At 37.6% G+C, this 22,239-nt stretch carries 23 protein-coding genes and 1 other annotated feature; of the genes, 2 read left to right on the top strand and 21 right to left on the bottom strand.

Annotated features, from left to right (window positions below):
* The first annotated feature begins 75 nt into the window (after nt 1-75).
* The gene (locus tag NSQ59_RS09550; protein ID WP_340830887.1) at nt 76-1,227 is read left to right on the top strand and encodes an IscS subfamily cysteine desulfurase; all 1,152 of its coding nucleotides are present in this window, start codon (nt 76-78) and stop codon (nt 1,225-1,227) included.
* 243 nt (nt 1,228-1,470) lie between these two features.
* Nucleotides 1,471-2,013, top strand: a complete 543-nt coding sequence (locus NSQ59_RS09545; RefSeq protein WP_235950615.1) for a transcription repressor NadR — start codon at nt 1,471-1,473, stop codon at nt 2,011-2,013.
* Nucleotides 2,014-2,044: 31 nt separating this feature from the next.
* On the opposite strand, the gene pheA is transcribed toward NSQ59_RS09545, so the two are convergent.
* The 21 genes from pheA to NSQ59_RS09440 form a co-directional block, all read right to left on the bottom strand.
* On the bottom strand, nt 2,045-2,905 hold the full coding sequence (gene pheA / locus NSQ59_RS09540; RefSeq protein WP_055739142.1) for a prephenate dehydratase: 861 nt from the start codon (nt 2,903-2,905) through the stop codon (nt 2,045-2,047).
* 27 nt (nt 2,906-2,932) lie between these two features.
* Complete coding sequence (locus NSQ59_RS09535; RefSeq protein ID WP_055739141.1) at nt 2,933-3,385, bottom strand: ACT domain-containing protein; 453 nt, start codon at nt 3,383-3,385, stop codon at nt 2,933-2,935.
* A 122-nt stretch (nt 3,386-3,507) separates the two neighbouring features.
* Nucleotides 3,508-4,803: a GTPase ObgE gene (obgE, locus tag NSQ59_RS09530; RefSeq protein WP_055739140.1), complete on the bottom strand. Its 1,296-nt coding sequence runs from the start codon at nt 4,801-4,803 to the stop codon at nt 3,508-3,510.
* A gap of 121 nt (nt 4,804-4,924) precedes the next feature.
* Nucleotides 4,925-5,452: a sporulation initiation phosphotransferase B gene (locus tag NSQ59_RS09525; protein ID WP_126647956.1), complete on the bottom strand. Its 528-nt coding sequence runs from the start codon at nt 5,450-5,452 to the stop codon at nt 4,925-4,927.
* Nucleotides 5,453-5,652: 200 nt separating this feature from the next.
* Nucleotides 5,653-5,943: a 50S ribosomal protein L27 gene (gene rpmA, locus NSQ59_RS09520; protein WP_055739138.1), complete on the bottom strand. Its 291-nt coding sequence runs from the start codon at nt 5,941-5,943 to the stop codon at nt 5,653-5,655.
* A 12-nt stretch (nt 5,944-5,955) separates the two neighbouring features.
* Nucleotides 5,956-6,285: a ribosomal-processing cysteine protease Prp gene (locus NSQ59_RS09515; RefSeq protein ID WP_055739137.1), complete on the bottom strand. Its 330-nt coding sequence runs from the start codon at nt 6,283-6,285 to the stop codon at nt 5,956-5,958.
* Between the two features lie 12 nt (nt 6,286-6,297).
* Nucleotides 6,298-6,606 (bottom strand): 50S ribosomal protein L21, encoded by a 309-nt coding sequence (gene rplU / locus NSQ59_RS09510; protein ID WP_055739136.1) that lies wholly within the window; start codon nt 6,604-6,606, stop codon nt 6,298-6,300.
* Between the two features lie 14 nt (nt 6,607-6,620).
* Nucleotides 6,621-6,703: a sequence feature (ribosomal protein L21 leader region), on the bottom strand.
* A 46-nt stretch (nt 6,704-6,749) separates the two neighbouring features.
* Nucleotides 6,750-8,231 carry an Rne/Rng family ribonuclease gene (locus tag NSQ59_RS09505; RefSeq protein WP_055739135.1) on the bottom strand — a complete coding sequence of 494 codons (1,482 nt, stop codon included), beginning with the start codon at nt 8,229-8,231 and terminating at the stop codon, nt 6,750-6,752.
* Nucleotides 8,232-8,314: 83 nt separating this feature from the next.
* Nucleotides 8,315-9,181: a M50 family metallopeptidase gene (locus tag NSQ59_RS09500; protein ID WP_340830877.1), complete on the bottom strand. Its 867-nt coding sequence runs from the start codon at nt 9,179-9,181 to the stop codon at nt 8,315-8,317.
* Complete coding sequence (locus NSQ59_RS09495; protein WP_340830876.1) at nt 9,174-9,944, bottom strand: M23 family metallopeptidase; 771 nt, start codon at nt 9,942-9,944, stop codon at nt 9,174-9,176. The genes NSQ59_RS09500 and NSQ59_RS09495 overlap by 8 nt, the downstream gene beginning before the upstream one ends.
* Before the next feature lie 291 nt (nt 9,945-10,235).
* Complete coding sequence (ltrA, locus tag NSQ59_RS09490) at nt 10,236-11,495, bottom strand: group II intron reverse transcriptase/maturase (RefSeq protein ID WP_055737770.1); 1,260 nt, start codon at nt 11,493-11,495, stop codon at nt 10,236-10,238.
* A gap of 634 nt (nt 11,496-12,129) precedes the next feature.
* Nucleotides 12,130-13,386 (bottom strand): group II intron reverse transcriptase/maturase, encoded by a 1,257-nt coding sequence (gene ltrA, locus NSQ59_RS09485; RefSeq protein ID WP_340828527.1) that lies wholly within the window; start codon nt 13,384-13,386, stop codon nt 12,130-12,132.
* 591 nt (nt 13,387-13,977) lie between these two features.
* Entirely contained in the window at nt 13,978-14,781 is an 804-nt protein-coding gene (minD, locus tag NSQ59_RS09480) for a septum site-determining protein MinD (protein ID WP_055739132.1), read from the bottom strand.
* A 2-nt stretch (nt 14,782-14,783) separates the two neighbouring features.
* Nucleotides 14,784-15,464, bottom strand: coding sequence for a septum site-determining protein MinC (gene minC / locus NSQ59_RS09475; protein ID WP_055739131.1), 681 nt, complete (start codon nt 15,462-15,464; stop codon nt 14,784-14,786).
* 190 nt (nt 15,465-15,654) lie between these two features.
* Nucleotides 15,655-16,173: a rod shape-determining protein MreD gene (gene mreD, locus NSQ59_RS09470; RefSeq protein WP_055739130.1), complete on the bottom strand. Its 519-nt coding sequence runs from the start codon at nt 16,171-16,173 to the stop codon at nt 15,655-15,657.
* Nucleotides 16,173-17,051, bottom strand: coding sequence for a rod shape-determining protein MreC (mreC, locus tag NSQ59_RS09465; protein ID WP_340830872.1), 879 nt, complete (start codon nt 17,049-17,051; stop codon nt 16,173-16,175). The genes mreD and mreC overlap by 1 nt, the downstream gene beginning before the upstream one ends.
* 345 nt (nt 17,052-17,396) lie before the next feature.
* Nucleotides 17,397-18,410: a rod shape-determining protein gene (locus tag NSQ59_RS09460; RefSeq protein ID WP_055739128.1), complete on the bottom strand. Its 1,014-nt coding sequence runs from the start codon at nt 18,408-18,410 to the stop codon at nt 17,397-17,399.
* A gap of 348 nt (nt 18,411-18,758) precedes the next feature.
* Nucleotides 18,759-19,430 (bottom strand): RadC family protein, encoded by a 672-nt coding sequence (radC, locus tag NSQ59_RS09455; protein WP_126647974.1) that lies wholly within the window; start codon nt 19,428-19,430, stop codon nt 18,759-18,761.
* Nucleotides 19,431-19,487: 57 nt separating this feature from the next.
* On the bottom strand, nt 19,488-20,051 hold the full coding sequence (locus NSQ59_RS09450; protein WP_340830869.1) for a Maf family protein: 564 nt from the start codon (nt 20,049-20,051) through the stop codon (nt 19,488-19,490).
* 126 nt (nt 20,052-20,177) lie between these two features.
* Nucleotides 20,178-21,167 (bottom strand): hypothetical protein, encoded by a 990-nt coding sequence (locus NSQ59_RS09445; RefSeq protein ID WP_340830865.1) that lies wholly within the window; start codon nt 21,165-21,167, stop codon nt 20,178-20,180.
* 102 nt (nt 21,168-21,269) lie between these two features.
* Nucleotides 21,270-22,238: a LysM peptidoglycan-binding domain-containing protein gene (locus NSQ59_RS09440; protein WP_055739125.1), complete on the bottom strand. Its 969-nt coding sequence runs from the start codon at nt 22,236-22,238 to the stop codon at nt 21,270-21,272.
* Nucleotide 22,239: the final 1 nt, after the last annotated feature.

Raw genomic sequence — 22,239 nt, 5'->3', positions numbered from 1 at the left:
TAACAGGTGTCTTGACACATATATTTACATATTATTAAACTGAAAGCAAGAGATTTTTTGGGGGAGGAATAAAGTTTGATTTATTTTGATTATGCTGCAACTACACCGATGGATGATGAAGCTGTCGAACTGTATGCAAACATAGCAAAACACAATTATGGAAATTCAAGCAGTCTTCACGACATCGGGTCACGTGCTGATCAAATTTTGAGCTACTGCAGAGAAGAATTAGCAGAAATACTTAATGTTCATAAGAAAGGAATTTATTTTACTTCTGGAGGAACAGAGAGTAATTTATTATCGATCATTTCGCTGGCTAAAACTAAATTCTACAATGGTAAGCATATCATTACGTCCATGGCTGAGCATGCATCTGTACATTCAGCGATGGAATATTTAAAGAAGGATGGCTTTGAAGTTACCTATCTTCCCTTTACCACAGATGGGATAGTAGATTTAGATGCTTTAAAAAGGGCAATAAGAAAAGATACTATCCTAGTTAGCATTCAGCATGTTAATTCTGAAATTGGCACCATTCAGCCTATACGTGATATTTCCGATTGTTTACGAGAAAGAGATATCCTTTTCCATAGTGATTGTGTCCAATCCTTTGGAAAAACGGAACTAAAGGAAATAACGCCTTATCTCGACGGCTTAAGCCTTTCCAGTCACAAGATTTACGGACCAAAAGGAGTTGGAGCTGTTTATATAAATCCAATACACCACATTAGCCCTGTATTTCCAGGCTTTCATCATGAAAATAGTTTTAGAGGAGGAACCGTAAATGTACCTGGAATTGCGGCATTTGTTTATGCAGCAAAAAAAATACATGAGCAAAATCGGCAAAATATCTATAGTCAATTCCGAGAAATATTTATGAATAAATTGAACCTTTTCCAGGAGCACTTTAAAATATATCAATCCACAAATAATAAGATGCAACTTCCGCAAATTATTGGAATGAGGGTGAACGGATTAGAGGGACAATGGACGATGTTGGAGAGTAACCGCAATGGTTATGCTATTTCAACTGGCAGTGCCTGTCAGGTCGGCCATCAAGAACCTTCAGCAACCATGAAAGCACTAGGTATTCGTACAGGGAAAGCAAATGAATTTATTCGAATTACTTTCGGAAAAGATACAGAAGAACATCATGTGAAGGAGTTCGCAGATTTTCTTATTCAACTTTCGTTACAAAGAGGAAACGAAAAGGATTTGATTAAATGAGCAGATCGCAAGCTGCCTTAGGCATCGGCGTACAGATGAGTGAAATGAGCATTTCAAAATTCACCTGATATCCTTACCCGCAAGGAGGAAACGGAGAAATCCGCTAGACGTTGACATTTTTTTGAAAAGTTATCCATAGGGTTAAATTTCATATTTTCCTACACGAAGATAAAATCTATTATTTTGCCCAGTATCATACATGTGATAATATTCAACTATATGAATGAATTGGAGGGGAGATCTTTGTCAGATAAAAAACTTCTTGGAGACGATCGCCGTGCATACTTGTTGAAACTACTTCAAGAAAGTAAATCTCCTATTACTGGTGGTGACCTCGCAAAAGAGACAAATGTCAGCAGACAAGTTATTGTAAACGATATTACTCTCTTAAAGGCAAAAAAGGAACCGATTATTGCAACAAGTCAAGGCTATATCTATATGGAAACACACGCTGAAAAAGCTTTGCCGGAAAAAATAATAGCTTGTGTTCATCGTCCTGAAGAAACAGAAAAAGAACTTAATCTATTAGTAGATCACGGTGTCACAGTAAAAGACGTAAAGGTGGAGCATCCTGTATATGGGGACTTAACAGCATCCATTATGGTATCCAATCGAAAAGAAGTAAAACAATTTATTGATAAAATAAAAAGTACACAGGCTTCTTATTTATCTGTTTTAACTGGCGGAATTCATTTACATACAATTGCAGCCTCAAGTGAAGACACACTGCAGGAAGCTATTCATTCCTTAAAAGAGGCAGGATTTCTTTTTGGTGAAAATGATTAAGGGCACCGCAATAAAATTGCGGCACCCTTTTTTATATTTCTTCTACTTTATACGTTTGATAACTGCCTAGATATTTAACAGTGCATTCTAGTGCTTCAATTTCCTCAATGGCATTTTTCACCAAGATATCATCAAAGCTTTGGTTAATATCAATCATGAAGAAGTAATTTCCTAAACCTGTCTTTAAAGGTCGCGACTCTATTTTGCTTAAGTTGATTTGTCTCCAAGCAAAAGCAGATAATACTTGATGCAGACCGCCGGCTCGATCCGTAGGAATGGTCACCATGATCGTTGTCTTCACAACAGAAGTACTTTTTAATTGAATGGAAAGGTTTTCCTCGTTATGCCTGCTTAACACAATAAATCTAGTGTGATTAAAGGCGTAATCATGGATGTTTTCTTTTACAATAGTAAGCTTATATTTTTCTGCTGCTATTTTATTTGCGATGGCAGCCATTTTTAATTCCGGATGCTCACTAATATATTTTGCTGCCGCTGCAGTAGAAGTCATCTGTTCAATTGTTACACCTCTAAAATGATGGTATAAAAATTTATGGCTTTGTGCAATGGCTTGCGGATGTGAAAGGATTTTTTCAACCTCTCTCCAATTTTTTTGCTGAGAAGGATGAACCATTAAATGCTGTTGGATAGGAACGATAAGTTCAGCCTTGATTGGAACGGTTTCTTCATGAAATAAATAATCAATTGTTAAATTTACGGATCCTTCAAGAGCATTTTCAAAAGGAACCACAGCTATTTCAACTTCCTCTTTTTTTACCGCCTCTATACATTCCGGTATGGTTGTATATGCAATTCCTTCAAGATCAGGGAAAGCGGACCTGACTGCTAAATCTGTAAATGTGCCTCTTGGACCTAAATAACCAACCTTCATCTCATTCCCTCTCCCTTGTATCCCCTCTTATGCGCCAGAACCGAGGATTTCTACTTTATCTACAAATTCTAGTCGTCTGAGCTTCGTTAATAACTCGTCCAAACTGGTTGATATTTCTGTAACATTCAAAGAAATTGTGACATTTGCTCTGCCCTGAAGCGGAATAGTTTGGTGAATAGTCAGGACATTGCAAGAATGTGAAGAAATGATGCCTAATAGCTCTGAGAGTGTTCCTTTTCGGTCTTCTAAATACAAGAATAATGAGATTATTTTCTCTTTTACAATTGTATGAAAAGGAAAAACAGTATCTTTGTATTTATAGAATGCACTTCTGCTTAAACCAGCTTCCTGTGCAGCTTTCCAGACAGAAGTTACCTTTCCGCGTTCGAGAAGTTCCTTTACATCTAATGTTTTTTTCATTGCCTCTGGCAGTACATCTTCTCGAACTAAAAAAAATTGATAATCCTCTTTTTTCTCCATTACAAGTTCCCCCTGAAGAAGAATTATATCAAGGGTAAAATAAGTATTTTTACCCCTTTTTTCTATGTCTAGCTCCAACGCCTATTGGCTAGTGGATGAGTAAGGCGCTTGCGCATTTGTTCTTACTCAACAAATTCAAATTCATAATCAAGGATTCGAACTATATCACCATTAACCGCTCCACGTTCTCTTAATGCGTCATCAATTCCCATAGATCGCATTTGACGCGCAAAACGTCTAACAGACTCATCATGATTAAAATTCGTCATCTTGAATAGCTTTTCTAATTTTTCACCTGAAACGACATAGCCTCCGTCAGGATCCCTAGTGATCCTAAACTCATCTTCCTGCTTTTCATGTTTGTAAACAACACGATGAACTCCTGCTTCTTCCGCCTCTTGAATTTCATGAAGCGGGAACTCCGGTGTATTTTCTAATAAATCCGCGATCGCATATAACAAATCTCTAAGTCCTTGACGAGTTATCGCTGAAATTGGAAATATCGGATAATCTTCTTGAAGCTGCTCTTTAAATTGCTTTAAATTTTCTTCTGCTTCGGGCATATCCATTTTATTTGCTACAATGATTTGCGGTCTTTCGGTTAGCCTTAAATTATATTCTTTCAGTTCTTGATTAATTGTGAGGTAATCCTGATATGGGTCCCTCCCTTCCAATCCGGACATATCGATGACATGAACAATTACCCTTGTTCTTTCTATATGCCTTAGGAATTGATGTCCGAGACCAACACCCTGGTGAGCACCTTCAATGAGACCTGGCAAATCAGCCATTACAAAGCTTCTTCCGTCTTCCGTTTCAACAACTCCCAAATTAGGTACTATAGTCGTAAAATGATACTCTGCGATTTTTGGCTTTGCCGCTGATACAATCGATAGTAATGTTGATTTTCCTACGCTGGGAAATCCGACTAATCCAACATCAGCAAGCACTTTCAATTCCAATACAATATATCTTTCCTGTCCAGGCTCACCATTTTCCGCAATTTCCGGTGCAGGGTTTGCAGGAGTTGCGAATCTAGTATTTCCGCGTCCGCCTCTGCCTCCTTTGGCAACAATCACCTGCTGTCCATGTTCTGTTAAGTCTGCGATAATTTCCTTCGTATCATCATCAATTACCACTGTGCCCGGCGGAACCTTTACTATCATGTCTTCTGCACCGCGGCCATGTTGGCCCTTTGACATACCATGTTCTCCGCGCTTCGCCTTAAAATGTCGTTGGTAACGAAAATCAATTAATGTTCTTAAACCTTCTTCTACTTGAAAAATAACATTAGCGCCTCTGCCTCCGTCACCTCCGGCAGGACCTCCCTTAGGAACATACTTTTCACGACGGAAGGCAACCATTCCGTTCCCTCCATCTCCGCCTTTCACATAAATCTTGACCTGATCGACAAACATAGATGCACCACCTTTTCTTCCTTTTTATGTACTTATTACATTTTCAATTAGTTTTGCCTTTTATGTATACGTGAACAGGTATACATGGGGCGGTTTTAACACCAAATAACATAGCGTAAGCTTAAACGATTATTTCAGCTATAAATTTCCCAGCGCTAATTTCTTTTACTAATATCTCTTTTAATAATGCCTTTTGCTCGGAAAGCCAATTGTTTATGTAATGTATATCTTTTATTGTTCCGCTAAAATCAAAATAGAATCGTACATTTTTTTCATTTAACTCAATTGATATTGACAAATGATTTTCACCAAATGGTTCCACACTATTTTCCATAGCTTCAAAAAAAGCTAGAATCCATTTTGAAATCTTTTCATCATCCATCGGCCATGAACAATATTCATCCATTATTTCATATTCAATTTGAAAGGGATGTTTCTCCCAATTAAAAGTTAATAGGATTTCCGCAAATTTTGGAAGTTTTAAATTAGAGAGGCGCGTTTCTTGACGAGCATCCAATACCATTTCTTCCATTAACCGTTCCACATGTTCAATTTTATTTAAGGCAAGATTTCCTTTTATTAATTGTAATTTGTTCATCCAATCATGACGTGCATGACGCAGCACTTCAACAACCGTCCAATTATTCATTTTCAGTGCTCCCCTTGTTACTTCATATCTTTACTTCTTGCTAGTATACCAAAAATGGAGAAGTTATGCATTGTCTTCAGATGGGAGGTGAGAGATATTAGATGTGAGATTTGGATCAATAGGCGAAAATGCCAATTTGCTCATTATTACCCTAATAAAAAACCCTAACCGACTTAACGATTAGGGTTTTAAGACGTTTATTATGCTTCTTTCGCAACTGGATAAACGCTCACTTTTTTCTTGTCACGGCCCATACGCTCGAAACGTACTACACCGTCAACTTTAGCAAAAAGTGTATCGTCTCCACCACGTCCAACGTTTTCACCTGGATAAATTTTTGTACCGCGTTGACGGTATAAAATAGAACCACCAGTAACAAATTGACCGTCAGCACGCTTTGCACCAAGGCGTTTCGCGATAGAGTCACGACCGTTCTTAGTAGAACCTACTCCCTTTTTAGAAGCGAAAAATTGAAGATCTAATCTTAGCATTCGTTCCACCTCCTACCCGAAGGTTATTTTAATATATTTCCCATAATCTTGTTGAATCGTTTGTAAAGAAACGACCATACCTTGTAATAATAACTGTACCTTTTCAGCTGTCATACTAGGTAATGTTTCTGGAATTTTACACTCCAGGTATCCACCATTCGATTGTTTAATCACAGGTTTAACACCGGTTAATTCCATAATCGCATTAATAGAGCCAAAAGATACTGCCGATGCACCAGCACAAACGATATCTTGGCCTTTATTTGCAAAATCTGCATGACCACTCATCTTAAAAGATGTAATGTATCCCTCAGAATTTCGCTTAATTTGAACATGAATCATGTTCAGTCACCCTTATGCATTGATTTTTTCAATGACAACTTTTGTGTATGGTTGACGGTGACCTTGTTTTTTATGATAGTTTTTCTTAGCTTTGTATTTGAAAACAACTAGTTTCTTTTGACGTCCTTGTTTTTCAACTTTAGCTGTAACAGTAGCGCCAGCAACAAGTGGGCTTCCTACTTTTACATTTTCTCCGCCTACGAAAAGAACTTTGTCAAATGTAACTGAATCACCTTCAGAAGCAGCCAATTTTTCTACATAAATCGCTTGGCCTTCTTCAACTTTGATTTGTTTTCCGCCAGTTTCAATAATTGCGTACATACCTGCACCTCCTCGACTTTACTCAGACTCGCCAATTGCAGGGGTTTTGCGACCATGGCAAAAACTTAACACCTGAATCGTGCGGTTGTAGCACGGGTGCTACAAACATAACATTAAAATCCTAACATAATGATAGATTCCTGTCAACAGCTTATCTCGCCTGCAAAGATTTCTTCTTTCGTGCCAAATTGGCGAATATAATAAACAGGGGTCGGGTTATCAATGATTTTAAAGTTGATTTTAATATGCAATATTTGTTCTAATCTTTCCAAATGAACATTTTTCTTTCCACAAAAAATATCTTTAACATTTTCTGTTATTTCGATTAGAACTGCTTCATGATCTTGGAATGGTCTTTCCCATAACTCCCGTTCTAAGCGGAATGCCATGGTCTCCGCACTATGAACCTTTCCTTTGCCATGACAAACCGGACATGCCATCTGAATAGTTTCAGGTAAAGACTTTTTCGTTTTTTTCCTGGTTATTTGCAATATTCCAAGTTCCGTAAACCCAACAATTCGCGAATACTTAGTATCTTTATTTAATTGTTTCTGCAGTACGTCGATTACTTTTTGTTGGTGATGTTTATTTTTCATATCAATAAAATCAACTAAAATAATCCCACCGTAGTTTCTAAGCGAAATTTGTCTGCCAATTTCCTCTGCTGCTAATAGATTCGTTTTAAATACAGTATCCTGTAAATTTTGACTCCCTGTAAATTTTCCCGTATTTACATCAATCACTACCATTGCCTCTGTTTCTTCAATAATGATATACGAACCATTATGTAACCAGACAATTTTCTTTAAAGCACTTTCTACTTCTTCATCGATATGGTAGACGGAAAAAATATTTTGCTTTTGCTGGTGTAAGACATATTCCCACCTTATACCTGGGATTTTTTTTGCTCTTTCTTGCAAATCATTTAACATTTCGTAATCATCCGCTTTCACGGTTCCTGTTTTAAGTCTTACCAGTTCATGAAGAACCTCTTCAAAGAAGAGCGGTTTTTTCCAAATAATTGATGGATGGGAAACATTTTTTGATTCCTGAACGATTTCTTGATAGCTCTCCCGAAGAAGCTGAAGCTCTCCAGACCATTCCTTTTCATTGCCCTTAACAGCTTCTGTACGTATAATAAAGCCTTCATGTTCTTTTTTATGCGTATCCGCAATGGTTTGCCATTTTTCTCTTGTAGCTTGATCAACCTTTTTAGATACTGCAATATAATTGCCATCAGGAATGTAGATCATTAGTTCACCAGAAAGTTCAATGATTGCTGTTAGCAGAGGACCTTTTATATCCGTTTCATCTTTTTTGACTTGTACCAAAATTTTATTGCCTTCTTGGATATATTTTGAGATCGGTAATTTTTCCTTGTTCGCTTCATGACTATGAATATACGCAGGGAGCTGATCTCTATGAAGATATCCATTTTTCCCCTCGCCGATGTCAATAAAAGCAGCATTCATTCCAACCTTAACATCCACAACTCTTCCTATATAAATATTTCCTACCTTTGATTGATCAGTCGGTTGTTGGATACTAATTTTTGTAACCTTATTGTTTTCAATTACTGAAAAACGCTTCTCTCTAGATAAATAATCAATTACTATTTCATTCAATTACTTGCACCTGCCAAGAAAACGTAAATTTTGCCATTCAATATAACTGTTTTCTTCAACATTATACACTATTTAAAGACCATTCAATAAATATACATGATGTCCTTAATCCTTGCGGTAACCTGCTTTTCCGCAAAATAAGCATGCAGAATCTCGTTTTCATCTAATTTGCCAAGTTCCTGTCCCTCTTTCGTAACAACTAAAGGATGTTTACTTCCGCGCTGAAATAGTTCCAGCACTTCATACAAATAGGCATTACTATCTACAATAATAGGTTTTAATCCCTTAATTCCATTCTTCTTTCCGTAGTATCTTTCCAGAAGAAATCGTATAAATACAAAACGCAACTGTTTCCATTCAAACCACAATGATACATAGAGATAAATCGCAATTACCCATATATTTAGATTAAAAGGAGAAAGTAAAAGAGAAATAAAGTGAAATATTATTAAAAATACAAAGGAACTTATGATGCTCAATCGAAAGGCATGAAGATATGGTATATATCTAGAAATAGCCAAGTGCATTAGCTTTCCCCCATCTAAAGGCCAAATAGGTAATAGATTAAATAGAAGAATCATCAAATTAAATTCCATAAACATGTGGAAATAATGATTAGATATCACTCCTTGTCTCCATAAAATGAGAAATACAATGGATAGCCAAACATGTTGCAACGGTCCAGCTGCAATGACAAAAAATTCTTCTTTCAATGGCCGATTTCCGTGTTCATCCATTTCCGCTACTCCCCCGAAAGGAAGGATAGAAATTTTTTTAATTCTCCATGAAAAAAAATATGCCACCATTCCATGACCCATTTCATGGATGAAAATAATGAATAAGAGGGTTAACAGTTCGTTGAATCTTGCTGTTAGTACCGCTACACCCATCACAATCCAAAATAGTGGATGAATATGAATTTTTTGAATGAATCCGAGCACATTATTCAAATTTTATCACCTGTATTGGATCAATAAATGTGTCACCTTTTTTTATAGCAAAATAAAACTCACCCTTCGAACCATCTTGTATACTTGAAACTGTCCCTAATTTTGTTCCGGTATCAACTTGTTCATAAGAACGAACGTTTATTGTTTTCAAATTACCATACCATGTGTATGTTTTATCGGCGTGTTGAACGATAACCGTATTTCCTAAGCCATCTTTTTTTCCGGCAAATACAATGGTTCCACTATCCATCGCTTTGACGGCTTCATTATTTTTCGTTTCGATCATAACCCCTCTGCCGTCTGAGGAGAAATTAATCAATACTCGTCCAGAAACGGCAAGGTCGTATGCCTGCTTAGAGACGTTTTTGTGTTTTTCGTTATTTTGAATAGGCAGAAATGCTAAAGGCTTCCCAAACTTTTTCTCATACCAATTCGATACAGTGGCAAATTGAAATTCCTTTTCCATTACCTGTTTTACAATATTTCTCGCATCCTGAAAAATAGGTGCATGTGATTTAAACATAATCGCAACCGCTAAAACCAATAGGGCAGATGCAAGAATTTTAAATAAAAATGTTTCTTTATTCCAGAGCGGATGAATTTTCTGCGTAGGGGGATCCGTTTCGTATATCATCATTTCCCCATGATCATCCCATTCATTTTGGTTCAAGGACAATGGACCTGTTTGTTTTTTTACTGATTTTGGCTTTTCCTTTTTGCGTCTCTCGATTTGTTTCCTAATATCATCCGCACGATTTCCCATCCGATCACCTTATTCCTTTTTTCATTTTGTACTAATGTATGAGTTGTCCAACTTTCATATGACAAAAACAAGAGAGGATGTGCCATGCTCAACGGCGTATGATTTCGTAGACGCAGTCTAGAGATAAAAGCAACACAGTGTTCATGATTTTCCCCTCAGGAGGTGACATAGAAATCTGCTGATTACGCTAGAAGTAAACATTTTTTTAACTAGACAATCGAGTAGGAGGAGGTGACTAACCCCCGACCTCTCACACCACCGTACGTACGGTTCCGTATACGGCGGTTCCATTTATGTCTGACGTAGTTGAGAATATCTCACATAAAGACTCTTCAGCCCTCGCATCTCCCAATAGGAGTTTGTGAGGGTTTTCTGTAGGATTGGGCTTCTGGCTATTCTCCAATATTTCTTTCTAGAGTTTCCCCATTCGTATGCCTTCTCTTTTGGAATCCCTAATCCAATGAGTTTTCTTACTTTGGTTTTTGGTTTCTTCCATTCTTTCCATTGGCACATTCTGAGACGCCTTCTAATCCATTCGTCTAATTCTTTGAAAATAGTGGGTGTATCTGCTAATGCATAATATCCGCACCAGCCAATCAAATATTGATTCAGCTTCTCTATTCTATAATCCATTGGAATTGGTTTTGACCTTGAAGTTAATTCTCGTATCCGTTTCTTGACACGTTGAATACTTTGGTTTGACATCCGCACCTTCGGTTTCTTATGAAATGTGAAGCTAAAACCTAAAAACTTTCTTTTCCAAGGTCTGTCTACAGCTGACTTTTCTCGATTCACCTTTAGTTTTAGAGTAAATTCAATGAAAGTAGTAATCGAGTCCATTACTCGCTCTCCGGCTCTTCTCGATTTTACGTAGATATTACAATCATCTGCGTATCGGACAAACTTGTGCCCTCTCTTTTCTAACTCTTTGTCTAGTTCATCTAGAACGATATTGGAGAGTAAAGGACTTAATGGTCCACCTTGGGGCGTACCCTCCTCGGATTTCGTTATGACTCCATTAATCATAATGCCAGACTGTAGATACTTCCGAATTAGTGATAGGAGCGTTCTGTCTTGAATCCTTTTGGATAGAGTCCGCATTAATCTATCATGATTGACTTTATCAAAGAATTTCTCCAAGTCCATGTCGACTACCCATCGGTATCCCTCTTCGATATATTTCTTCGCTTGTCTAACACCGTCATGACCTCGTTTGTTTGGTCGAAAACCATAGCTCTGTGTTGAAAAAGTCGGGTCGAAGATAGGGGTTAAAATCTGAGTAATCGCCTGTTGGATGAAACGGTCTGTCACGGTTGGGATACCTAATAACCTTACTCCACCGTTCGGTTTTGGGATTTCAACCCGACGGACAGGAGAAGGTTGATAAGTACCCTCCATTAAGGATGTTTTAAGTGTATCCCACGTTTCGAGAATATGTCTTCGTAGGTCTTTTACGGACATATTGTCTACTCCATGACTTCCTTTGTTCTTTTCTACTCGCTTTAATGCCAATAAAAGATTTTCCCGTGACAGCATTCGTTCCATTAACATTGAGATTTATCCTTTCTACGTGAACAATACATTCTCATTAAGTGGGTTCTTTACTAAGCCCTCCCGAAGTCCCCCATGGAATTCACCATTTCTTCCTTTCAGGTAGGTTCCGTAAGAATTTTCTGCTTTCATACATAAAGAACCGTTTGCCGAGTGTTTGTTCTCCTAAAATGGTTCAGTCCTTCCTTGATTCTCTCGAGCAAACCAAGTACTACGACTTCGGCTGACTTCTGATTGTTCAGCTATCCATTACTAGATAGGTTACCAAGTGTACTTGGCGTATCAACCAGACCTCCCCGGGTAAGAGTGCAATCTTTCCTTCCATCTATCTGCTTCATTTACTTTGTATCACCTTCGGCAGAAAGGACTTTGTTTTGTATTGCAAACTCATCCAATGATACCTAGCCTTGTATGAAGTTCGTGTTCCTCAGACCGGAAGTTTGCCGCTCGCTTCCTTCAGATTCCGCGTCACCACGGACACCCTTGCGTTAAGCTAACTGCTACTTCTGCCTTCACAGTTCGGGACTTTCACCCTAGAGACTACACCCATGCCGGGCGCAATCGAGTAGGAGGGGGTGACTAACCCCCGACCTCTCACACCACCGTACGTACCGTTCGGTATACGGCGGTTCACTTAAGTATGACGCAAATGGTTGTATCTATCTAACAGACTTTTAAGCTTTTGATTTCTCCAAAACTTTAGATTTAGTGTTGTGTGTAAGATAGGACTATTCGAAATGCGCCAATATTTCTTACGAGAATTTCCCCATTCATGGGCCTTCTCTCTTGGAACGCCAAGGGATATGAGCCTTTTAATTTTTGTTTTGGGTAGTTTCCATTGTTTCCAAAGGCACATTCGGAGTCTTCTTCGAATATGTTCATCCAGTTGTTTAAAGGGAGTTGGCGTGTCTGCCAGCGCAAAATATCCGCACCAACCAACAAGGTATTCATTTAGTTTCTCAATACGCAATTCCAATGGAATGGGTTTTGACCTTGATGTTAGTTCTTTTATTCTACTTTTAGCTCTCTTTATACTTTCTTTTGCGATACGGATTTTTGGATTACGGTTTGATGTGAAGCTGAATCCAAGAAACTTTCGTTTCCACGGTCTGTCCACCGCACTTTTCTCTTCATTTACTTTTAGTTTAAGCTTCTTTTCAATGAAAGTAGTGATAGAACTCTTGACGCGTAAACCTGCCTTCTTGGTTTTTACGTAAATATTACAATCATCTGCGTAGCGGACAAATTTGTGTCCTCTTTCCTCTAGTTCCTTATCTAATTCATCTAACATGATATTGGAAAGTAGTGGACTTAATGGTCCACCCTGAGGAACACCTTCTTCGCTGATAGTTTCCACACCGTTTATCATAATCCCCGACTCTAAGTATTTTCTAATTAACTTTAGAATCGTCTTATCCTTGACTCTTTTTGCTAGGAGTCCCATAAGCATATCGTGATTTACCTTGTCGAAGAACTTTTCTAAGTCCATATCTATTACCCATCTGTAGCCCTCTTCTATATATTGCCTTGCTTCCCTAACGGCATCATGTGCCCTTCTTCTGGGTCTAAACCCATAGCTATGTTCGGAAAAGGTTGGGTCATAGATTGGGGTTAATATTTGGGCAATCGCTTGTTGGACAAAACGGTCTGTCACGGTAGGAATACCTAATAAACGAACGCCGCCATTTGGTTTCGGGATTTCGACTCGTCTGACTGGCATAGGCTCATAGGTTCCGTCCTTTATTGAATTTCGGATTTCTTGCCAATTTTGTAGAATATGCGCTCGTAGGGATTTTACAGGCATTTCATCTACTCCATGGCTACCCTTATTCTTTTCGACACGTTTCAATGCCGAAAGTAGATTGTCCCGTGACAGTATTCGTTCCATCATTTCGATACATCCTTTCACGTGAATATACGTGCTATTTGTGCCATTGTTTATTCCACCCTCTTAAAGTCCCCTGTGGAATTCACCACTTCCTCCTTTAAGTAAGTCCAATTGGATTGTCTGTATCATCATAAACAATGAACGCCTAGTGTATATTCTCCTTAAATGTTCAGTCCTTCCCTAACCATCTTAAGCTAGTCAGGTACTATGACCTCTGCTGACTTCTGGCTGTTCAATTACCCTTCACAAAGTAAGTTACCGAGTGTGCTCGGCATTTCAGCCAGACCTCCCCAGGTAAGAGTACAGTCTTTCTCCCCATCTATCTGCTTCATTTACTCTGTATCATCTTTGGCAGAAAGGACTTCGTTTTGTTTGGCAAACTCATCCAATGATACCTAGCCTTATATGAAGTTCGTGTCCCTCAGACCGGAGATTTGCCGCCCGCTTCCTTCAGATTCTGCGTCACCACAGACACCCTTGCGTTTAGCTACTGCTACTTCTGCCTTCACAGTTCGGGACTTTCACCCTATAGACTGCACCCATGCTGGGCGCACCAAAAAAAAGAAACTGACAATAAGTCAATTTCTTTTTAAATTATTTAACTCCGAAAAGCTTTTTGATTTTAGAAAATACACCTGTTTTGCTATCTCCAATTGGTTGAAGCGGAACCGATTCTCCTAAGATCCTTCTGGCAATATTCCGATAGGCAATGGAGGCCTTGCTATTCGGATTTAATGCAATTGGTTCACCTTGATTAGACGAACGGATTACCTCATCGTCATCCATCACAATTCCAATTAAATCAATTGATAAATGTGTGGTTATTTCATCAATATCCAACATATCGCCATTTGACATCATATGGTTCCGAATTCGATTAATGACTAATTTAGGAGGATCTATATGCTCCTCTTTTTCTAGTAATCCAATAATTCTATCAGCATCGCGAACTGCTGAAACTTCCGGGGTTGTAACAACAATAGCTTTCTCCGCCCCAGCAACCGCGTTTTTGTATCCTTGCTCAATTCCAGCAGGACAATCGATAATGATATAATCATACTCCTGTTTCAGTTCACTAACCAGTTGCTTCATTTGTTCCGGATTTACCGCTGATTTATCACTCGTTTGTGCAGCAGGGAGAAGAAATAGTTTATCATCAAAGCGTTTATCTTTTACTAATGCTTGATGGATCTTACATCTTCCTTCTACTACGTCTACTAAATCATATATGATACGATTTTCAAGACCTAATACAACGTCCAAGTTTCTAAGTCCAATATCAGTATCTATAAGACAAACTTTCTTCCCTTGCAATGCAAGAGCTGTACCTAGATTCGCTGATGTGGTCGTTTTTCCAACTCCTCCTTTTCCAGAGGTTATGACAATCGCCTCACCCATGATTAGTATCCCCCTTTTAATCTATTAATATTTGGTCTTAGATGCTTTAATACCTGCAGTCGGTCAATGACAATATGATTTGTCTCGTCTATGTAAGCGCACTCCATTTCATGCTGGTCCTCATTATCATAATGGTCAGGGGCTCTGTTCAAGCAATCAGCAATCCTTAGCTGTGTTGGCATCATAACACTTGCTGCGATGACAGCTTCTTTCATACCGTTAACACCGGCATGGGCAATCCCTTTCAGAGCACCCATAATAAAAATATTACCGCCCGCTAATACAGTCCCACCAGGGTTTACATCGCCAACAAGCAATAAATCCCCTGGAACCTGCAGGATTTGTCCGGATCTAACGATGGATGTAATAGAAACAATATCATTGTCATCATGTATTTTTTGGGCCTCAGCTTTCGAGATTACATTACTGGTAATATCTCCAACTACTAAGTTCCGTTTATTTCTAACTAGTTCCTTTAGTTCCTCTTCTTGTTCATCCGTTAAATAGCGATTCCCTAACTGTATTCTAACAGAAATCAACGGACTTTCCTCTTCTTCAGTATGATGAATGGAAAGCTTGTCTTCTAATTCTTCCTTTAAGTCCAAATAGGAACATTGATCGTTTAAGTGCAGTGTTAAACCATCCTTTGTTCCTTTAATCATTACATTATGTGTCTTCTTCATCGCAAAATGCTCACCTCAGTGGCTTATAAATTCGACAAATAGTAACGAAATTCCTCTTTTGGCATAAATACTTGTGATTTATTTAATGAGTATTTTTTAGATATATGAATTTATAAGTTGTGTATCACATATATTACTTGACGGGTTTGGTATTGTTTAGCACAAGAAAATATCTGCGCTTCCGCCTTTTTTATTCATCTAATACTTCCTTCTTTAAACGTACAAGACATTTCCGCAGTGGATAAAAAATAATGATATAAAAAACTAAATTTAGGATTAATGTTGGTATCAATCTCACATTAATAAAATCTATCGCTGACATCGTTGTTTTTAAAATTAAAATATTGAGCCCGTATACAATAAATTCAGCAATCGCTACATCCACTAGCATAACGATAGCAGCAACGAATAGGTTTGCCTGCAAAACTTTCATTAAGGATGAAGTAATATAGACAATCAAAGGAAAGACAAATAAATAAACGCCTAAAATTCCAGTATAAAATGCATCAAACAATAACCCGAAAATAAAAGCATAAAGAATAGTGCGATTACGGACGTAATATATTCCCATTACAATAAGGACAATCAGGAGAAAATGAGGAACAAATATTTTATTTATCCCAAAAATCCCGCTTGGAAAAAATTCAACATACAAGCTTTCCAAAATAAAACAAATACTTAAAATAAGAGGAAGAACAATACGTTTCATTATTGTCCCCCCCCATTAAGATCTGTCAGTCCAGCTTTATCTACAGAGCTCTTTACAACCATAACATGTTCAATATCATAGAAATCTGCTGCCGGTTTAACATAAGCGGTTTGCGTTAGGCCATTTTCATCTGGTACAAGTTTTTCGACAGTACCGATCGGAAGCCCTTTTGGAAAAATATCTGCAAGTCCAGATGTATAAACACTTGTACCTTTTTTAATCTTAAGATCATAAGGAATACCTTTTAAAAGTAAGACTCTTTCTGTTTGATCATATCCTTCAATCGTTCCATAAACGGCTTTATCATTATCGCCCAATAATTCCGCTGAGATTCTGTTTTTTGGATTTACCGCACTAAGTAATTCAACCGTCGAATATAATGCTGATACACTCTTAACCTTGCCAATAAATCCTTCTGAAGTAATAACGGCCATGTTCTCCTTAATACCGCTCGTCTTTCCTTTATTAATAATAATATGCTCATACCATTGATCAGGATTTCGGGCAATAACAGTGGCTTGTGTTGTAGTGTAGGCACTTAAATCATCTTTTTTGCCTAATATTTTTCTTAATTTATCATTATCATCTTTTAAAATACTTACTTCGGAACTAAGCTGGGATAATTGATCTAATCGTGATTTCAACTTCTTATTCTCGGTATATGTATTTTGAATATCACTAATACTTCCAAAGAAATCTTTCACACTATTTGCAGGAACGGCAATGATTGTTTGTCCAAAACCGACGACATCTTTTAAAAATTGCTCTGGCTTCGAAAGATGACCTCGTTCACGAAGAGAATATCCTATCAATGCCACTAGTAAGATGATGCTGATGAGCAAAATAATCAGTCGTTTATTCAAAAAAAATTGTGGCATGCTGTGTACACCTCATTAGTAATGGCTCTTTTCTTAAACTTTGTTGCTTTTGTAACGAAAACTCTAGGTAACAACCTTATTTGGGTTAAAACTAAATAAACCTTATAAGAAAAAGATGCCCCGAAACCAAGCCATACATAGAATTTATAACAAATGACGAAAAGCAACAATCCATGTGAAAACAGCCTTAATAGTAATCCAGATCGTACAAAAATTACCATACGACATTTTTCACAAGTTCATTATAACATAGATTTTTTTGTTAAAGATGTGAAAGAAAAAATTGGCCGGTAGACTTTTACGTCATATCGGCCGTTTTCTAGTAAGACGCCTTCACTTTTCTACTTATCTTGAATCCTTTGCTTTGTTTTTAAATAAATGAATATGTTCTAAAGCATTTCCGGTACCGATTGCAACGCAATCAAGGGGATTCTCAGCGATTATCACAGGCATACTTGTTTCTTTACTAATCACTTTATCTAGATTTCGAAGCATGGCACCTCCGCCAGTTAATACAATCCCACGATCCATAATATCTGCGGCGAGTTCAGGCGGTGTTTGTTCCAAAGTGCTCTTCACTGCATCAACGATTGCAAATACAGTATCATGCAGGGCTTGCGCGATTTCTTCGGCAGTAATTTCAATCGTTTTCGGTAGACCTGTAAGCAAATCGCGTCCGCGAATTTCCATAGGCTCTATTCCAATTGGATCACCAGCTGATCCGATTTCCATCTTTATCGTTTCTGCAGTGCGGTCTCCAATTAGAAGATTATATGTTTTTCTTATATAACTGATAATGGAGTCGTCCATTTCATCTCCCGCAATGCGAATGGATTGACTGGTAACAATCCCCCCTAGTGAGATAATCGCCACTTCAGTAGTTCCTCCACCTATATCGACTACCATGCTTCCTGTAGGTTCCCAAACTGGCAAATTCGCCCCAATCGCCGCTGCAAATGGCTCTTCGATTGTATAGGCATCCCGAGCACCTGCTTGACGTGTAGCATCAATAACCGCACGCTCTTCTACAGCCGTAATTCCAGAAGGCACACATATCATGACATAAGGTTTGCGTGCAAATGCTCCTTTTTTTGAAGCTTGTCTAATATAATATTTCATCATTGTCGCTGTAGTTTCATAATCGGCAATAACTCCGTCTTTCATAGGTCTTAATGCAACTATATTCCCTGGAGTACGGCCTATCATATTTTTTGCATCATTACCTACAGCTCTAATTTGCTTTGTATCCGTTTCAATCGCAACAACAGATGGTTCTCGGACTACTATTCCTTTCCCTTTAATAAACACTAATGTATTAGCTGTTCCCAGATCAATTCCAAGATCTCTACTACCAAACATGGATGTATCTCCCTTTCTAAACTAAAAATACTTCATTAGGAAAAATCAAAGTCATTTCATTTATGTGTATTTAAAAGGTATAAATCTCCTCTTTTAGCTTGTGTATTTTGCCCAAAAATATTTTGCAATTAGGAGGTTTCGTCAAAAACCATAAACAATATTATAGCGTATCGACAAAAAAATTCATAGTACTCCAATGCTGTTTTTGTATAAATTTGTTGCTTATCATTCTATTAATAAACAAAATCTTTTCAGGAAGTTTTTTCTAAGTTAAAATATCTGATTTTTTGTTTATTCTATAAATTAGTTTAGTATTTAAATAAGCAACCATTACATAGAAAAAAACCTTTACAAATACCCTTTTTCTTTTAAACTCACATATTTTTTATCACCAATAATTAGATGATCTAAAATTTCAATTCCAATGATTTTTCCGCATTCTACAAGTCTTTTGGTAACCTCTATATCTTCTCTCGAAGGAGCTGGGTCACCAGATGGATGGTTATGGATACAAATAATGGATGCGGCCGATCGCCGAAATGCTTCTTTGAATACTTCGCGGGGATGTACGATGGAGGCATTTAAACTCCCGATAAAAACGGTTTGACGATGGAGGACTTGATTCTTGGTGTTTAAATATAGGCAAACGAAATGCTCCTGAGATAAAAATCTCATATCATTCATCACAAAATTCGCCCCATCTTCAGGGCTCCTTATGACATACCGATCCTCATATGACAGGTTAGCAATGCGTCTTCCTAACTCTAATGCAGCCAAAATCTGAACTGCCTTTGCCAGTCCAATGCCTCTAATGTTCATGATTTCCTCAAGAGATGCATCTTTGAGCAGATGCAAGCCTTCGAATTTCTTTAACAAACGATTTGCCATTTGGATAACGGATTCTTGCTTTGTACCAGTTCGAAGCAAAATAGCAAGTAACTCTTGATTGGATAAACTGCTGGCACCGTTCTGTATTAATCGCTCTCGTGGCCTCTCATCTTGTGGAAAATCCCGTATCATTATTTTTTCCAAACGAATATTTACCTCCTTTTAGACGAACGTTATTACAGTTAAGTTTCAAATTAATTTCTTTTCTTTTAAAAAACGATTCAATCTTGAAATAGGTAATCCAACAACATTATAATAATCTCCGTTTATCATTTTAACAAAAAGGGATCCCAGACCTTGAATTCCATATGCCCCAGCTTTGTCGTATGGTTCATCGCTATCTAAATACTGCTCGATTTCCTTAGAAGTTAACTCCCAAAACGTTACATCTGTTTTTTCATAAAAAGATTGATGTTTTCCTTGATAGATAACTGTTACACCTGTAAAAACTGAATGTTCGTTTCCGGATAAACTTTCGAGCGTTTCCTTAGCCATCGCCCTGTCTTTCGGTTTTCCTAAAATAGTTCCGTTATGCACGACAATTGTATCCGCTCCAATTACTATCGCTTCCTTATATTGCTCAGCAATGATACTGGCCTTTCTAGTTGCTAGCTCAATTACTGCATCTTCTGGAGAAAGGTTATCGGCAAGTTGTTCGTCCACATTACTAGAGATCGAATCAAAAGGGATTTGCAGTTTTTGGAGAAGTTCCTTTCTACGAGGTGAATGCGAGGCTAAAATAAGTTTCGGCATGACATTTTTCCCTTCTATTTCATTTTGGAGATACATCCATTTTTATCCTATCAAAAAAACAACATGTCCACAATGGGAGTTTCCCCATAAAAATTAGAGGATAGAATATTTCTACCCTCGCGGTGTTTAAAGTTCGTTATATTGCTTTAAATACGATAATAAAGCTTGTTCCGCACTTATAATTTCATGTTGATCCGCATTTTTTTGGAAATTCAAAAGATGTTGATAGCATTCTTTTTGTGAACTATATAATTTTTTCAAATTTGTATCTTTCCAATTTTTTAATCCTTCTACTTGCTTATATTGCTGCTCAATGTTTGATAAACTATCAGCTTCTAGTTTTCCTGTTAAATAGGCATTGGAAGATACACTGGTCAAAAGGCGAAAAAGTTCACCCGTATGTTCAGCAAACGTTTTTTCATCCTGGGTGGATACCCCGATTTTTTTTTCCTGGAAGGTTAATTGTTTAGCATACACTTCTACATCCTGTTTTTTTTGCTCTTCCGCTAACTGTTTCGCTTCAGCTAAATTATTGGAAACCCCCATCAAAATATATTGCTTATTTTCAAGTGTTATGATGACAGCAGGTAGGCCTTTTCCCTTAATGTCGTTTGCAGGTGCAGTTGCATCATCAAAAACCCCGCCTTGGATGATAGAGGTTGTTATGGCAGGAAGTACAACCGAACTATTTTGCCCGACAGATGCTCCAGCAGGAAGAGCATTTTGTTTATTTCCGATAGATTTTTGCGAAACACCCTCCGTCTGGTATGCAATCACCTTAAGCATAATAAAGCCAAATAATATTCCAATTGAAATCGCCGTTGCCGCAGAAATGAAGATCGTCAGTAAATGGGAACCGGAGTTTTTCTTGAATATTTTATTTGGTTTTTCCTTCTCTATTGAGGGTTCATAGTAAATTTTTTTGAACTCCGGAATAGGTTTATCCTCTACCTCAGGCAGTACCCAATCAAATTGATCTTCCTCAGCAGTCTTTTCAGTGGCTGCTGCCGACTCCATCTCATTTGCGTTCCATTTATGTATAGCAACCTCCTCTTTAAATGGACGTTCATCACCATTAATTTTAATTTTTATTTGATTAGCAGGTTGCTTGTCCATTTTTTTCCCTCCCGCACACGTATTTGTTCAATGCTAACATACACCGAATAAAAAAGAACAAGACTTTTGTCGTCTTGTTCAAGAAGGTTTTCGTCAAAATTTTTATTTTGTTTGAAGTGGGATTTGCAATGTCGTACCGAAATATACAGTGGTATTAGTTAAGTGGTTATATTTCTGAATAATTTCTTCCCCATCTCTTGAATGATAGTATTTCATTGCAATAGTAAATAAGGTTTCCCCAGGTTGGACAACGTGCTTAATTACCTTGAATTGTTTAGTGTTTTTAGCCCCATCCATCGTCTTATCCTCTTGAATTAATGATTCATCTACTTCGTTAGATGTTGACTTTTCCGGTTGAACCCGAGAAACCAATGGATCCTCTTTATTGCTCGGTGGAGGAACTTCCAGCTTAGGAAGTGCAGATTTTAAGATAGATTCCAATCCCGGGTCATAAAAAATGCTGACAGTAACATTACATTCGATCGAATTGGAATTATCCTGTATGGATGTACTGGTTTCTGCTGGACCTTGAAAATCAATGGTATCAACACTTGTAATTCTTGGAAGTGATTCGATTTCCCCCAAAAAATGATAGAGATGAAAATAAGTTGGCGCTTTTAGAATAATTTCAATAGGCTCTTTCTTTACTCCATCAGGCAAAGTATTATCTTCATTGCTTTTCTTTTTTTCCTCTTCAGAATTTTGATTGAAGTTGGGTAAGGATGCTGATACATCCGAATCGCCAACCTTTTGGTTTTGGTTATCCCCAAATATAATATTTTTAATCGTAATCCCTGATGCGACTTCCGCTTTTCCAAGTTCTAATATAAAACTGTCCATATTCAAAACAACCGGAAGCTGTGTTTGCAAGTTCGTTGCATCTGTTATGAGCGCAGGATCTGTTTTTTCCTTCGGGAAAGATTTAAGCTTTTCATCTCGCAGTTCTGAATTTATATATTGTATGTTTCTTTTAGTTGGGATTATTTTTTGTATGTACAAAAGAGTCGATGTAATAAAAAATAAAAGGAAGATGATGATTGTTATAAATACTTTAAGATTTTTCCCGACCACC

Origin of the sequence: Margalitia sp. FSL K6-0131 (genome assembly GCF_038008735.1) — a bacterium.
Lineage (GTDB): Bacteria > Bacillota > Bacilli > Bacillales > Bacillaceae_C > Margalitia > Margalitia shackletonii.
The sequence above is the reverse complement of the archived record's forward strand: the minus strand, read 5'-3'. Positions and strand labels throughout refer to the sequence as shown.

What these genes read in the sequence shown, in the direction of transcription:
- NSQ59_RS09525 (WP_126647956.1), bottom strand. Translation starts at nt 5,452, where the DNA reads ATGAATAATTGGACGGTTGTTGAAGTGCTGCGTCATGCACGTCATGAT.
- ltrA (WP_340828527.1), bottom strand. Translation starts at nt 13,386, where the DNA reads ATGATGGAACGAATACTGTCACGGGACAATCTACTTTCGGCATTGAAA.
- minD (WP_055739132.1), bottom strand. Translation starts at nt 14,781, where the DNA reads ATGGGTGAGGCGATTGTCATAACCTCTGGAAAAGGAGGAGTTGGAAAA.
- mreD (WP_055739130.1), bottom strand. Translation starts at nt 16,173, where the DNA reads ATGAAACGTATTGTTCTTCCTCTTATTTTAAGTATTTGTTTTATTTTG.
- NSQ59_RS09495 (WP_340830876.1), bottom strand. Translation starts at nt 9,944, where the DNA reads ATGGGAAATCGTGCGGATGATATTAGGAAACAAATCGAGAGACGCAAA.
- NSQ59_RS09515 (WP_055739137.1), bottom strand. Translation starts at nt 6,285, where the DNA reads ATGATTCATGTTCAAATTAAGCGAAATTCTGAGGGATACATTACATCT.
- pheA (WP_055739142.1), bottom strand. Translation starts at nt 2,905, where the DNA reads ATGAAGGTTGGTTATTTAGGTCCAAGAGGCACATTTACAGATTTAGCA.
- NSQ59_RS09535 (WP_055739141.1), bottom strand. Translation starts at nt 3,385, where the DNA reads ATGGAGAAAAAAGAGGATTATCAATTTTTTTTAGTTCGAGAAGATGTA.
- rpmA (WP_055739138.1), bottom strand. Translation starts at nt 5,943, where the DNA reads ATGCTAAGATTAGATCTTCAATTTTTCGCTTCTAAAAAGGGAGTAGGT.
- NSQ59_RS09460 (WP_055739128.1), bottom strand. Translation starts at nt 18,410, where the DNA reads ATGTTTGGTAGTAGAGATCTTGGAATTGATCTGGGAACAGCTAATACA.
- NSQ59_RS09445 (WP_340830865.1), bottom strand. Translation starts at nt 21,167, where the DNA reads ATGGACAAGCAACCTGCTAATCAAATAAAAATTAAAATTAATGGTGAT.
- minC (WP_055739131.1), bottom strand. Translation starts at nt 15,464, where the DNA reads ATGAAGAAGACACATAATGTAATGATTAAAGGAACAAAGGATGGTTTA.
- obgE (WP_055739140.1), bottom strand. Translation starts at nt 4,803, where the DNA reads ATGTTTGTCGATCAGGTCAAGATTTATGTGAAAGGCGGAGATGGAGGG.
- NSQ59_RS09450 (WP_340830869.1), bottom strand. Translation starts at nt 20,051, where the DNA reads ATGCCGAAACTTATTTTAGCCTCGCATTCACCTCGTAGAAAGGAACTT.
- ltrA (WP_055737770.1), bottom strand. Translation starts at nt 11,495, where the DNA reads ATGTTAATGGAACGAATGCTGTCACGGGAAAATCTTTTATTGGCATTA.
- rplU (WP_055739136.1), bottom strand. Translation starts at nt 6,606, where the DNA reads ATGTACGCAATTATTGAAACTGGCGGAAAACAAATCAAAGTTGAAGAA.
- mreC (WP_340830872.1), bottom strand. Translation starts at nt 17,051, where the DNA reads ATGCCACAATTTTTTTTGAATAAACGACTGATTATTTTGCTCATCAGC.
- radC (WP_126647974.1), bottom strand. Translation starts at nt 19,430, where the DNA reads ATGATACGGGATTTTCCACAAGATGAGAGGCCACGAGAGCGATTAATA.